This window comes from Micromonospora sp. NPDC047465, assembly GCF_040643125.1.
Taxonomy (GTDB): domain Bacteria; phylum Actinomycetota; class Actinomycetes; order Mycobacteriales; family Micromonosporaceae; genus Micromonospora.
In genome coordinates this window covers 17,321-29,880 of sequence record NZ_JBEYTP010000024.1, presented here as the reverse complement: position 1 = coordinate 29,880, position 12,560 = coordinate 17,321, and the positions used below count along the sequence as shown (strand labels likewise).

The following is a 12,560-nucleotide window of genomic DNA, read 5'->3' as shown; positions in this document are numbered from 1 at the left end:
TTCAGCCGGCCGCGTGCGGGGACGGCGCGTCGGCGGCGTCCCAGCGGTAGAAGCAGCCGGCGATCGCGTCGCGTGGCGAGCGCCAGGTCGGCAGGTACGGCGAGGTGTGCGCGGACAGGCGCTCGTTGACCTGGCGGTACAGCGGGTGGTTGCGGGCGCCGGCCAGGGCGTCCGGGTCGACTTCCGCGGTCTCCATCAGGTGGACGCACAGGTCGTGCAGGCAGTACAGGGACCGGTGCCGGACGCCGGTCAGGGCGGGCAGTTCGGTCGCGTCGGACTCGGCGAAGATCTGCGCGACCCGACCCTCCGCGCCCGGGATGATCCTGCTGACGATCAGTAGACGGCTCATGGGACCCCTCTCGCCGGTGGCGCTCCGCGAGCGGTGTCGGAGACCACGGATTGTTGTGCGGCCCACCCTGCCCGGGCGGCTGTCACCTGCCCGTCACGTGTGCGGCTGCGCCGGTGACGCCGGTTCAGCGGGCGCGGGGCGCGACCCGGGCGGACGGCGTGCGGCGTGGCGGCGGGGTGTCCCGGGTGGCCTCGCGGATGGGCGCGAGGGTGTCGTCGAGCAGCGCGGTCATGGCTGCGGAGGGTTCGAGCCGAAGTTCCCGCAGCAGCAGGTCGCGGTAGACGTAGAAGGCGTGCACGGCCTCGAAGGCGTTGCCCTCGGCGAGGTGGATGCGCACCACCAGCCGGTGCGGGGTCTCGCGCAGCGGCTCGGCGGCCATCGCCTCGAGCGCGGCCTCCAGGGCCTGCCCGTGCTGGCCCGCCGCCAGGTGTTGGCCGGCCAGTTCCTCCAGCATGTGCAGCCGCAGCTGGCGCAGCCGCTCCCGGTCGGCGAGGACCCAGTCGTCGTACCAGCCGGGGAGCAGGTCGTGTCGGCCGGCGGCGAGGGCGGCGGCGCACGGGGCGTCGCCGTCGCGTACCCGGGCGGCCGTGCCGATGAGGGCGTCGACGTCGACCCGGACGGTGGGGCCGAGGCGTACGGTGTCGCCGGCGGTGGTGAGCGGGCAGCAGGGGTCCTGGCGTAGCCGCCACAGCGCGGTCCGCAGGGACGACAGCGCGCGGTCCTCGGGGACGTCGGGCCAGAGCAGCCCGGCGAGGTGGCTGCGGGTGGCGCCGGGGCGCAGGCCGATCAGTGCGATGACCCGTTGCAGGCCGCGCGGCACCACGACGGGGGTGTCGCCGTGCAGCAGCCGGAAGCCGCCGAGCAGGTGCAGCGATATCTGCGTGCCGGGGCGGCGCCCGGTGGTCGGCGTCGACGGATCAGCGGCCACGGCGGCACCCCCTGCGGAACGCTCGTCCCGACTCCTCTGCTGTCCCGGCGCGGCTGCCCTTGACCCCACTGTCGGGTCGCTCCGCCGCGGCGCGGCGTCGCGCGCCGCGGCCGCCGGGCTGACCGTGACGAAGATTATCAATCGTGGTCACTCTCGGTCAATGTTTCGGATGAGATCGGACCGCCGGCGACGTGTCCACGAAAACGGTTCTGAACTGCGGATAGTCCACCGTGGCGAGCGGTGTTGTACAGCGGATACACAGCCTGCGTCAACGCAGCGTCACGAAGTGGCGTTGTCGGGCGGCGGGCCGTGGTGACGCCGCCGTGACGCCCGTGGCCGCATCGTGTCGCCAGTCGTCCGGCTCGGCCGGCGCCGTCGTCACCGACGTCGGACGCCGTGGAGGGAGGTCCACCCATGGACCGTTCGCTGATCGTCGCGAAGGTGGTGCCGAGCGCCGAGGCGCGCGTCGCCGAGATCTTCGCCGAGTCCGACGCGACGGAGCTGCCGCACCTGGTCGGGGTGCGGCACCGGTCGTTGTACCGGCTGGGTGACCTCTACGTGCACCTGCTGGAGACGGACGCGCCGGCCGGGGCGGCGGTCGAGGCGGCCCGGGGGCACCCCGAGTTCGTGCGGGTGAGCGCCCGGCTGCGCCCGTACGTCTCGCCGTACCTGCCGACGTGGCGGGAGCCGCGCGACGCCATGGCCCGGTGCTTCTACCGCTTCGACGCCGCGCCCGCCGGGCGGCCGTCGTGACCGCCACCGCGCCCCGGGAGGGGCAGCTCTGGTCCCGCTGCGGCGGCTGCGCCACCCTGCTGTACCGCAAGCGGCTGCGCCGCAACCTCGACGTCTGCCCCGAGTGCGGCACGCACGCCCGCCTCGACGCGCCGGAGCGGCTGCTCCAGCTCGTCGACCCGGGGTCGTTCACCGCCCTGCCGGACCGGCCGGCGGAGGTCGACCCGATCGGTTTCGTCGACCTGCTGCCGTACCCGCACCGGCTCACCGCCGCCCGGGCCGGCACCGGGCTGGCCGAGGCGGTCGTCTGCGGCACCGCCACCATCAGCCGGCATCCGTGCGCGCTCGCGGTGATGGACTTCCGCTTCCTCGGCGGCAGCCTCGGCTGCGCCGTGGGGGAGCTGATCACCCGGGCCGCCGAGCGGGCGCTGGAGGACGGCACGCCGCTGATCCTGGTCACCGCCTCCGGCGGCGCGCGGATGCAGGAGGGCGTCCTGTCGCTGATGCAGATGGCCACGGTCAGCCAGGCGATCGCCGCGCTGCGGGAGGCGGGGCTGCTCACCGTCAGCTTGCTCACGGACCCGACGTACGGGGGAGTGGCGGCCTCGTTCGCCACCAACACCGACGTGGTGATCGCCGAGAGCGGGGCGCGGATGGGCTTCGCCGGGCCCCGGGTGATCCGGCAGGTCACCGGCCGGCCGCTGCCGGAGGGCTTCCAGACGGCCGACTTCCTGCTGCGGCACGGGCAGGTCGACATGGTGGTGCCCCGGCACGCCCTGCGGGGCCGGCTGGCGGCGCTGCTCGCCGCGGCCCGGGCGGGACGTCGGCCGGCGGCGCGTCCCGCCGTACCCCGGCAGGAGCCGTCGCCGGGCGTGGCGCGGCCGGCCGGCGAGGCGGGTGCCGCGACGGCGCCGGGCCCGGCCGACCCGCCGGGCGGCGACGCCTGGGAGACGGTGCGGCTGGCCCGGCACCCGGGCCGGCCGACCACACTGGACTACCTGGAGTCGGCGTTCGACGGCTTCGTCGAGCTGCACGGCGACCGGCTCGGCGCCGACTGCCCGGCGGTGGTCGGCGGACTGGCCCGGCTGGACGGCCGGCCCGTCATGGTGATCGGGCACCAGAAGGGCCACACCACCGCCGAGCTGGTCGCCCGCAACTTCGGCATGGCCAGCCCGGCCGGGCACCGCAAGGCGCTGCGGCTGATGCGGCTGGCCGCCCGCCTCGGCCTGCCGGTGGTCACCCTGGTCGACACGCCCGGGGCGGATCCCGGCGTGGGCGCCGAGGAGCAGGGGCAGGCGGCGGCCATCGCGGAGAACATCCTCGCGCTCGCCGTGCTGCCCACCCCGGTCGTCGCGGTGATCACGGGGGAGGGCGGCAGCGGCGGCGCGCTGGCCCTCGCGGTGGCCGACCGGGTGCTGATGCTCCAGCACGCCGTCTACTCGGTGATCAGCCCGGAGGGCTGCGCCGCCATCCTCTGGCCGGATCGGGGGGCCGCCCCGCAGGCGGCGCGCGCGTTGCGGTTGACCGCGCCCGACCTGTGCCGCCTGGGGGTGGTCGACGACCTCGTGCCCGAGCCGGCCCCGGCCGCGCACCACGACCCGGAGGCGGCCGCGCGCGCGTTGGGCGCGGCGGTGTCGGCCGCCCTGCTGCCGCTGCTGGACGTGCCGCCCGCCACGCTGGTCCGGCGCCGCCGGCAGCGGTTCCGGCGCTTCGGCGCGGCCCGCCTCGGCGCCCGGTCGGGTGTCCGGTGAGCGCGGGCGGTGCCCCGGTCGACACCGCGCCGGCCGGCGCGGAGTCGGCGTCCGGGGTGGACGCGGTGCTGGCCGGGCTGCGGCGGCACGCCCGGGACCTCGTCGCCGAGTTGGCCGGCCCGGTCCGCCGGGTGCGGCTGCGCAGCGGCGACACGGTGCTGGAGGTGGAGTGGCACGGCGGGTCGCCCGCGGAGGCGCCGGAGGCGGTGCCCGTCGCGGCCCGGCCCGCGCCGCCGCCCGTGGCCGACGGCGAGCCGGGCCGGTACGCGGTGCGCTCGCCCATCGTCGGCACGTTCTACCGGGCGCCGGAGCCGGGCGCCGCGCCCTTCGTCGCCGTCGGCGACCTGGTCCGCCCCGGCCAGGTCATCGGCATCGTCGAGGCGATGAAGCTGATGAACGAGGTGACCGCCGACCGGGGCGGTCGGGTCGCCGAACTCCTCGCCGCCGACGGGCAGCCGGTCGAGTACGACCAGCCGCTCGTCGCGCTGGACCCGGTCTGAGGCGGTGCGTGATGTTCGAGAAGGTGCTGATCGCCAACCGGGGTGAGATCGCCCTGCGGGTGCTGCGCGCCTGCCGCGAGCTGGGGGTGCGTACCGCCGTCGTCTACTCCACGGCGGACGCCGACTCCGCCGTGGTGCGCCTCGCCGACGAGGCCGTCCTGATCGGTCCGCCGGCCAGCCGGCGCAGCTACCTCAACGCCGCCGCGATCGTGGAGGCGGCCCGGCAGGTCGGCGCGCAGGCGGTGCATCCCGGCTACGGGTTCCTCTCCGAGGACGCCGACTTCGCCGAGATCTGCGCCGACAACGGGCTGACGTTCATCGGTCCGCCGCCGGAGGTGATGGCCGCGCTGGCGGACAAGTCCTCGGCGCGGGCGCTGATGCGCCGGGCCGGGCTGCCGCTGCCGCCGGGCAGCGTCGCGCCGGTGCCCACCGCGGCTGCGGCGGCGGAGGTGGCCGCCGAGGCGGGCTACCCCGTGATCGTCAAGGCGGCGGCCGGCGGCGGCGGCCGGGGCATGACCGTGGTCGCCACCCCCGCCGAGCTGCCCCGGGCGTACGCGCGGACCAGGGCCGCCGCGCAGGCCGCGTTCGGCGACGACCGGGTGTACGTGGAGCGGTTCCTGACCGGCGCCCGGCACGTCGAGGTGCAGCTGCTGTGCGACTCCCACGGCAACGGGGTGCACCTGGGCACCCGGGACTGCTCGGTGCAGCGCCGGCACCAGAAGCTGGTGGAGGAGGCGCCCGCCCCGGCGCTGTCCGCCGGCACCCTGGAGGCCATCGCGGAATGCGCCCTGCGCGGTGCCCTGTCCGCCGGCTTCACCGGGGCCGGCACGGTGGAGTTCCTCGTCGACCCCGACGAGCGGTTCCACTTCCTCGAGATCAACTGCCGGATCCAGGTCGAGCACCCCGTGACCGAGATGATCACCGGGATCGACCTGGTGCACGAGCAGCTGCACATCGCCGCCGGGGTGCCGCTGCGCTGGCGGCAGGAGGACATCCGCCCGCACGGGGTCGCCATCGAGTGCCGGGTCAACGTGGAGGACCCGGACCGCGGGTTCGCGCCGACCCCCGGCCGGCTGGACCGCTTCGTCCCGCCCGGCGGCCCGTTCACCCGGGTCGACACGCACGGCCACGCCGGCTACCTGTTCGGCCCGTACTACGACTCCCTGCTGGCCAAGGTGGCGGTGTGGGCGCCGGACCGGGAGCTCGCGCTCAACCGGCTGGAACGCGCCCTCGACGAGTTCGACATCGCCGGGCCCGGGGTCCGCACCACCATCCCGTTCGTCCGGCGGGTGCTCGACGACGCCGGGTTCCGCAAGGGCCGCTACTCCACCGGCCTGGTCGACCAGTTGCTCGCCGGCCCGTCCGACGCACACCACAGGAGGCTTTGATGACCGTCACCCATGGCCGTCCGCTGACCGCCGAGATCACCGACATCCTGGTGGCCAACTGCGGGTTGGACGCCGAGGCCGCCGCCCGCGCCCCGGCGGCGTCCCTGGAGGAACTCGGCATGGACTCGCTGGCGCTGCTCGAACTCTCCGCCGTGGTCGCCGACCGGTGGCAGGTGCGGATCCCCGAGGAGGCCGGGCAGCTCAGCATCGCCGGTGTCGCCGAGCTGGTGGCCCGCCGCGCCGACCCGCCCGGACACACCGAGAACAGCGTGTTCGTCGCCGCGCCGCTGCCGCTGGTCTGGGACGTCACCAACGATGTCGCCGGCTGGCCCGAGCTGTTCACCGAGTACGCCCGGGCGGAGATCCTGGACCGCGACGGCGACACCGTGCGGTTCCGGCTCACCATGCACCCCGACGAGAACGGGGTGGCGTGGAGCTGGGTCAGCGAACGCACCGCCGACCCGGCCACCCGGCAGGTGCGCGCCCGGCGGGTGGAGACCGGGCCGTTCGAGTACATGCGCATCCACTGGAGCTACGCGGAGGAGCCCGGCGGCACCCGGATGACCTGGGTGCAGGACTTCGCGATGAAACCGACCGCGCCGGTGGACAACGCCGGCATGACCGACCGGATCAACACCAACAGCGCCGTGCAGCTCGCCGTCATCAAGGAGAAGATCGAACGCCTGGCCGCCGACGGCGGCGGCCGGGCCCCGGCCGGTGCCGACGGGGCGACGGGAGCCGGCGATGAGTGAGGACACCCTGCGGCTGGTGGCCGCCGCCGACGTCGCGCCGGACGGCCGCCGCGGCGGCGAGCTGCGGGTGCTGCTCGGCCCGAAGACCGTCGGCAGCACCTCCGGCTTCATGGGGGTGGCGACGCTGCGCCCGGGGGAGCGGATCGCCGAGCACTACCACCCCTACAGCGAGGAGTTCCTGTACGTCGTCCGGGGCACGATCACCGCCGACCTGGACGACGAGGAGGTGCCGCTGGCCGCCGGGGAGGCGCTGTTCGTGCCGCGCAACGTCCGGCACCGGCTGCGCAACACCGGCGGCGAGCCGGCCGAGGTCGTCTTCCATTTGGGACCCCTCGCACCCCGGCCGGAACTGGGCCACGTCGACACCGAACTCGTCGAGCAGCGGGGCGGGTCGTGAGCACGAGGAGTGAGCCGGGGTTGCGAGCCCCGCAGCCGCGAACCGAGGTGGCGTCGTGACCGGGCGCCGCACGGTCGTCACCGGCGTCGGGGTGGTCGCGCCGGGCGGCGCCACCCGGGACAGCTTCTGGAAGACCGTGACCGCAGGGCGTACGGCCACCCGACGGATCACCTTCTTCGACCCGTCGCCGTTCCGCTCCCAGATCGCCGCCGAGTGCGAGTTCGACCCCGACGCGGCCGGCATCACCCTCGCCGAACGGCAGCGCGCCGACCGGTACGTGCAGTTCGCCCTGGCCTGCTCCATCGAGGCGCTCGCCGACAGCGGCCTGGAACCCACCGACGCCGAGCGGGAGGTCACCGGCGTGGTGCTGGGCACCGCCGTCGGCGGCACCATGGCGCTGGAGCAGGAGTACGTGCGGGTCAGCGAATCCGGCCGGCGGTGGCTGGTCGACCACGCCCTCGGCGGGCCGTACCTGTACCCGGCGCTGGTGCCGAGCAGCCTCGCCGCCGACGTGGCCGTCCGGCACGGGCTGCACGGCCCCGCCCAGGTCGTGTCCACCGGCTGCACCTCCGGCATCGACGCCATCGGCTACGCCCACCAGCTCATCGTCGACGGGGAGGCCGACATCGTGCTGGCCGGGGCGTCGGACTCGCCGATCTCCCCGGTCACCGTCGCCTCCTTCGACGCGATCAAGGCGACCAGCCCGGACAACGACGACCCGGCGCACGCCTCCCGCCCGTTCGACGCCGACCGCCACGGCTTCGTCCTCGCCGAGGGCGCGGCGGTGCTGGTGCTGGAGGAGTGGGAGCACGCCCGCCGCCGGGGCGCGCACGTCTACTGCGAGCTGGCCGGGTACGCCAGCCGCGCCAACGGCTTCCACATGACCGGGCTGCGTCCGGACGGGGTGGAGATGGGCCTGGCGATCACCGACGCGCTGCGCCAGGGCCGGCTGTCCCCGCAGGACGTCTCCTACATCAGCGCGCACGGCTCCGGCACCCGCCAGAACGACCGGCACGAGACGGCGGCGTTCAAGCGGGCGCTCGGCGAGGCCGCGTACGGGGTGCCGATCAGTTCGATCAAGTCGATGGTCGGGCACTCGCTCGGCGCGATCGGCTCGATCGAGATGGCCGCCTGCGCCCTGGCCATCGAGTACGGCGTGGTGCCGCCCACCGCCAACTGGGCCACCCGGGACCCGGAGTGCGACCTGGACTACGTGCCCAACGTGGCCAGGGAGACCCCGGTGGACGTGGCGCTGTCGGTGGGCAGCGGCTTCGGCGGCTTCCAGTCCGCGATGGTGTTCCGGCGGCTGGCGGCGGCGGCGTGAGCGCCCGGGCCGTGGTCACCGGCATCGGGGTGGTGGCGCCCAGCGGCATCGGCGCCGACGCCCACTGGCGCACGGTCGCGGCGGGGACCCGGTGCACCGGCCCGATCACCCTTTTCGACCCGACGGAATACCCGACCCGGGTCGCCGGGGAGGTGCCCGGCTTCGAGGCGGCGGCGTACGCCGACACCCGGCAGCTCGTGCAGACCGACCGCTGGACGCATCTGGGCTTCGCCGCGACCAGGCTGGCGTTGGCCGACGCCGGGCTGCCCGAGCGGGCCCCCGAGCCCTACGGCTGGGCGGTGACGCTGGCCAGCTCGTCCGGGGGGAACCTGTTCGGGCAGCGGGAACTGCAACGGCTGTGGGGCGGCGCCACCCGCACGGTGGGGGCGTACCAGTCGATCGCCTGGTTCTACGCCGCCAGCGTCGGGCAGCTCTCCATCCACCACCAGTTCAAGGGGCCGTGCGGGGTGCTGGTCGCCGAGTCCGCCGGTGGGCTGGACAGCCTCGCCCACGCGGTGCGCACCGTGCGCCGGGGCACGCCGGTGGTGATCGCCGGGGCGACCGAGTGCCCGCTGAGCCCGTACGCGCTGACCTGTCAGCTCCGCTCCGGGCTGCTCAGCGACGTCGCCGACCCGGAGGTGGCGTACCGGCCGTTCGACCGGTCGGCCGGCGGCTACGTGCCGGCGGAGGGTGGGGCGGTGTTCGTGGTGGAGGAGTTGGGGCACGCGCTGGCCCGGGGCGCCCGGGTCTACGGCGAGGTGACCGGCTGGGGCGCCACCCACGACGCCGCGCACACCGGCCCGGACGCCGGCGGCGACTCCGCCCGGTACGCCCGGGCGATGCGGCTGGCCCTGGACCGCTCCGGGGTCACCGCGGACGAGGTGGACGTGGTGGTCCCCGACGCCCTCGGGGTGCCCCGCTTCGACCGCGCCGAGGCCGAGGCGCTGCGGGCGGTCTTCGGCGACCGGCCCCCGCCGGTGAGCACGCACAAGGCGCTGACCGGCCGCGCCCACCAGGGCGGCTCCGCGTTGGACGTGGCCACCGCGCTGCTCGCGTTCCGCCACGACACGCTGCCCGCCTCCGCCGGTCCCCGCGAGCCGGCGCCGGGCTGCGAACTGGGCTTCCTGCGGGCGCCCCGGCAGCCGCGCAGCCGGCTGGCGCTGGTCTGCGCCCGGGGTTTCGACGGTTTCAACAGCGCGTTGGTGCTGCGGGGAGCGCCACCGGCACCGAGGGGAGCAGCGGAATGAGCGGGGCACGGGCTCGGGTCGTCTTTCTCGTACGGGTGGCCGAGGAGCGGACGGCGGACTTCCTGCGGGCGTACGAGGCGGTGCGGCACCTGGTCGCCGACGGTGTGCCGGGGCACCTGGTCGACCAGGTGTGCCGGTCGGCGGCGGACCCGGAGCAGTGGCTGATCACCAGTGAGTGGGAGTCCCTGGCCGACTTCGAGGCGTGGGAACGCAGTCCCGGGCACCGGGATCTGGTGCGGCCGATGCGGGAGTGTTTCACCGACGCCCGCTCGCTGCGTTTCGTCGTCCACGCGCAGACTCCCGAGGTGGCGCGCGTCTGACCGCCCGGCGGCACGCCGTGCGCGGCGCGGCACGGCGTGCCGCAGGATCACCGGCATGGCGTACGTCTTCCTGCTTCTCGCGATCTCCGCCGAGGTCCTCGGCACCAGTCTGCTCAAGGCGACCGACGGGTTCACCCGGCTCTGGCCGACGCTCGGCCTGGCCGTGGCGTACCTGGCCGCCTTCGGGATGCTCTCCCTCGCGGTGCGGGACATCCCGGTCGGCGTCGCGTACGCCCTGTGGTCCGGGCTCGGCACGGCCGCGATCGTGGCGATCGGCGCGGTGTTCCTCGGCGAGCCGTTGAGCGTGACCAAGGTGGTCGGCGTCGGCCTGGTCATCGCCGGGGTGGTCGTGCTCAACGTCGGCGGCGCGCACTAGGGCGGCGCGCGACGGAACCGGAGGGAGCGTGCCGCGCACGCCCGCCGGTCGGACAGGCCCCCGGTCGCCTGCGCGTAGGCGGGCACCCGTGTGGTCGCCGGGGTCCCGTCGCCAGGTGAGGCCCCACGCGACCGGTGGGCCTGCGTGCCGGGCGGTGGGCCGGCGCCGATCTGCGGACGCACCTCACCCATGGTGAGCGGCGCGCTGCCGTACGCGCTCGATACTGCCTGTCCGATCGAGGGTCTGCAATCCGGCCAGCCGCTTTTTTTGATCTAGCCATTTGCATCTAGTAATGGTTCTCGCGGCTGTCGTAGTGTTCCGGCAGCACCCCGAAAGATGCACCCTTTGGGCGTACTCGCCCTATTTCAGGCTGGGCGGTGGACGGCGGTGAGCATGGATCGTCCGACGGAAAATCCTGCGGCAGGGACCCCGGAATGGGTCGACGACGTGTTGCTCGCAGGGCCTGCGAACGACATTTGTATACGACTTCCGGAACCGGTGGAGCGGGGCACGTTGCGGCGATTGGTCGCCGATGCGCAGACCCGTCTCGCCGCCGCCGGACTGCGCCCGGGCGGGGCCGCCGCGCTCCGCCTGCCGCCGTCACTGGCGTACGTGGTGAACCTGCTGGCCACCTGGCGCACCGGGGCGCAGGCCGTCCTGCTCGACCACCGCCTTACCGACCACGAGGTGGACCGGGCGCTGGAGCGGCTCACCCCGCAGGTGGTCGTGGCCCCGGTGCGCGGCGGCGGCGGGGCGCTGCGCGTCTTCGTCGACGTCACCGAGGGCGTCACCCCGTACGCCGACCGCCCCGCGGTCAGCGGGCACGCGGTGATCCAACTCAGCTCAGGCTCCACCGGACCGTCCAAGGTGATCGGCCGCACCGCCGACGACCTCGTCGCCGAGGTGCACCGCTACACCCGCATCGACGGGGTGGCGCTGCCCGGCGAACGGATCATTCTGCTGCCCTCGATGGTCCACGTGCTCGGCCTGGTCGGCGGCCTGCTCTACGGCCTGCACGCCGGCGTCGAGCTGGTGCCGCCGGAGCGGCTCAGCGGCGACGCCGTGCTGGCCGCGATCGCCGCCGACGACTCACCGGCCACCGTGCTCGGCGTGCCGTTCCACATCGGACTGCTCGCCTCCACCCGGCCCGCCGGGCCGCTGCCGCAGTTCAAGCGGATGACCACCGGCGGCGAGCTGGTCCCGGCCACCGTCGCCCGCGCCTTCACCGACCGCCACGGCGTGCCGCTGGGCAACATGTACGGGATGACCGAGGTCGGCGTCATCGGCACCGACCTGTACGGGCGGCACCGCCCGTCGATCGCCCCCGCCCCCGGCATCGAGGTCCGCGAGGTCGACGGCGAGCTCCAGGTCAGCTGCCCCGCGTCGCCGTACGTCGGGCTGAGCGACCCGACCCGCTGGGCCGACGGCTGGCTGCACACCCGCGACGCCGGCACGGTCGACCCCGGCACCGGGCTGGTCACCGTGCGCGGGCGGCTCGACTCGCAGGTCTCCGTCGGCGGCCTGAAGGTCGACCTCACCGAGGTGGAGACGACCGCCGCCGGGCTGCCCGGCGTCGCCGCCGCCGTGGTCGTCTGGGACAACGGCATCACCGCGTACGTGCAGCCGGACGGGCCGCTGTCGGAGGAGGTGCTGGACAAGCTGCTCGCCGAGCGGCTGGCCGGCTACAAGCGACCGCGCACCCTGCACCTGCTGGATCAGCTGCCCCGCACCACGACCGGCAAGCTGGTCCGCTCGGTCGACGCGCTCCGGGCGGCGGCGACGTGACCGGTCCGCCGCGCCGCCCCGACCGTCCCGTCCCCGTCCACCTGGACCTCCACCACCTCGACCGGCGGCGCGGCGGCGCCGACCACCGCGACCGCCACGACGAGGCCCCCGCCGACCGGCGGGTGCCCGACGCGCAGCCCCGCCACGCCGGGCACCGGCCGCAGCTCGCCGCCGCCCACCGGCCGCGCGGTGCCCGCGCGCCGGGGCGCGCCGGCAGCGGCAGGCACCGGCATCCGCCGGCGCAGGCCGCCGTCGCGCAACCCCACCCCGAGCGCCTTGCCCACCGCCTCCTTCGCGGTCCACAACCGCAGGAAGTCCGCCGCCCGGCCGCCGGCGGGCCGCCCGGCCAGCCAGGCCGCCTCGGCCGGGGCGTACCACCGCCGGGCCAGCGCCAGGGCGGGCAGCGGTCGGGACCGCTCCACGTCGACCCCGACCGGGCCGGCCACGCGGGCGGCGACCACGACCACCCGGTCGGCGCGGCTCACGCTGACCGGCAGCTCCATCCGTGGGTCATCGGACGCGCCGACGAACGGCCGCCCGTCCGGGCCGTGGCCCACCACGATCTGCGCCTCCGCGCGGCCGAGCAGCGTGGCACCCGCCCGCCGCAGCAGCCGCCCGGCCGGGATCGGCCGACCGCCGTCCCCTCGGCCGACCCACACGTACACGGTGTCCCGACCGGGCACCGGTAACTGGCTCACGGAGAGAGGTTAA

At 75.4% G+C, this 12,560-nt stretch carries 14 protein-coding genes; 11 read left to right on the top strand and 3 right to left on the bottom strand.

Annotation, left to right across the window (positions count from 1 at the left end; all coding sequences use genetic code 11):
- Nucleotide 1: 1 nt before the first annotated feature.
- Nucleotides 2–349, bottom strand: coding sequence for a TcmI family type II polyketide cyclase (locus ABZ793_RS21475; protein ID WP_357459947.1), 348 nt, complete (start codon nt 347–349; stop codon nt 2–4).
- Nucleotides 350–473: 124 nt separating this feature from the next.
- Nucleotides 474–1,277 (bottom strand): BTAD domain-containing putative transcriptional regulator, encoded by an 804-nt coding sequence (locus ABZ793_RS21470; RefSeq protein ID WP_357459944.1) that lies wholly within the window; start codon nt 1,275–1,277, stop codon nt 474–476.
- 414 nt (nt 1,278–1,691) lie between these two features.
- Here ABZ793_RS21470 and ABZ793_RS21465 point away from each other — a divergent pair, with 414 nt between their 5' ends.
- The 11 genes from ABZ793_RS21465 (at nt 1,692) to ABZ793_RS21415 (ending at nt 11,849) form a co-directional block, all read left to right on the top strand.
- Nucleotides 1,692–2,030: a TcmI family type II polyketide cyclase gene (locus ABZ793_RS21465; RefSeq protein ID WP_350707477.1), complete on the top strand. Its 339-nt coding sequence runs from the start codon at nt 1,692–1,694 to the stop codon at nt 2,028–2,030.
- Nucleotides 2,027–3,760 (top strand): acetyl-CoA carboxylase carboxyltransferase subunit alpha, encoded by a 1,734-nt coding sequence (locus ABZ793_RS21460; protein ID WP_357459941.1) that lies wholly within the window; start codon nt 2,027–2,029, stop codon nt 3,758–3,760. The genes ABZ793_RS21465 and ABZ793_RS21460 overlap by 4 nt, the downstream gene beginning before the upstream one ends.
- Complete coding sequence (locus ABZ793_RS21455) at nt 3,757–4,260, top strand: biotin/lipoyl-containing protein (protein ID WP_357459939.1); 504 nt, start codon at nt 3,757–3,759, stop codon at nt 4,258–4,260. The genes ABZ793_RS21460 and ABZ793_RS21455 overlap by 4 nt, the downstream gene beginning before the upstream one ends.
- Before the next feature lie 11 nt (nt 4,261–4,271).
- A complete protein-coding gene (locus tag ABZ793_RS21450) occupies nt 4,272–5,648 on the top strand; it encodes an acetyl-CoA carboxylase biotin carboxylase subunit (RefSeq protein WP_357459937.1) in 1,377 nt (458 codons plus the stop codon).
- On the top strand, nt 5,648–6,400 hold the full coding sequence (locus tag ABZ793_RS21445; RefSeq protein WP_357459934.1) for an SRPBCC family protein: 753 nt from the start codon (nt 5,648–5,650) through the stop codon (nt 6,398–6,400). Before ABZ793_RS21450 ends, ABZ793_RS21445 begins: the two co-directional genes overlap by 1 nt.
- Complete coding sequence (locus ABZ793_RS21440) at nt 6,393–6,797, top strand: cupin domain-containing protein (RefSeq protein ID WP_357459931.1); 405 nt, start codon at nt 6,393–6,395, stop codon at nt 6,795–6,797. The genes ABZ793_RS21445 and ABZ793_RS21440 overlap by 8 nt, the downstream gene beginning before the upstream one ends.
- Before the next feature lie 55 nt (nt 6,798–6,852).
- Nucleotides 6,853–8,121, top strand: coding sequence for a beta-ketoacyl-[acyl-carrier-protein] synthase family protein (locus ABZ793_RS21435; protein WP_357459929.1), 1,269 nt, complete (start codon nt 6,853–6,855; stop codon nt 8,119–8,121).
- The gene (locus tag ABZ793_RS21430; protein ID WP_357459927.1) at nt 8,118–9,368 is read left to right on the top strand and encodes a beta-ketoacyl synthase N-terminal-like domain-containing protein; all 1,251 of its coding nucleotides are present in this window, start codon (nt 8,118–8,120) and stop codon (nt 9,366–9,368) included. Before ABZ793_RS21435 ends, ABZ793_RS21430 begins: the two co-directional genes overlap by 4 nt.
- The gene (locus tag ABZ793_RS21425; RefSeq protein ID WP_357459925.1) at nt 9,365–9,688 is read left to right on the top strand and encodes an antibiotic biosynthesis monooxygenase family protein; all 324 of its coding nucleotides are present in this window, start codon (nt 9,365–9,367) and stop codon (nt 9,686–9,688) included. Before ABZ793_RS21430 ends, ABZ793_RS21425 begins: the two co-directional genes overlap by 4 nt.
- 55 nt (nt 9,689–9,743) lie before the next feature.
- Entirely contained in the window at nt 9,744–10,064 is a 321-nt protein-coding gene (locus ABZ793_RS21420; protein WP_357459922.1) for a multidrug efflux SMR transporter, read from the top strand.
- Between the two features lie 393 nt (nt 10,065–10,457).
- Nucleotides 10,458–11,849, top strand: a complete 1,392-nt coding sequence (locus ABZ793_RS21415; protein ID WP_357460101.1) for a class I adenylate-forming enzyme family protein — start codon at nt 10,458–10,460, stop codon at nt 11,847–11,849.
- Here the strand turns inward: ABZ793_RS21415 and ABZ793_RS21410 are convergent.
- Entirely contained in the window at nt 11,780–12,547 is a 768-nt protein-coding gene (locus ABZ793_RS21410) for a 4'-phosphopantetheinyl transferase superfamily protein (RefSeq protein WP_357459920.1), read from the bottom strand. The genes ABZ793_RS21415 and ABZ793_RS21410 overlap by 70 nt on opposite strands.
- Nucleotides 12,548–12,560 lie beyond the last annotated feature (13 nt).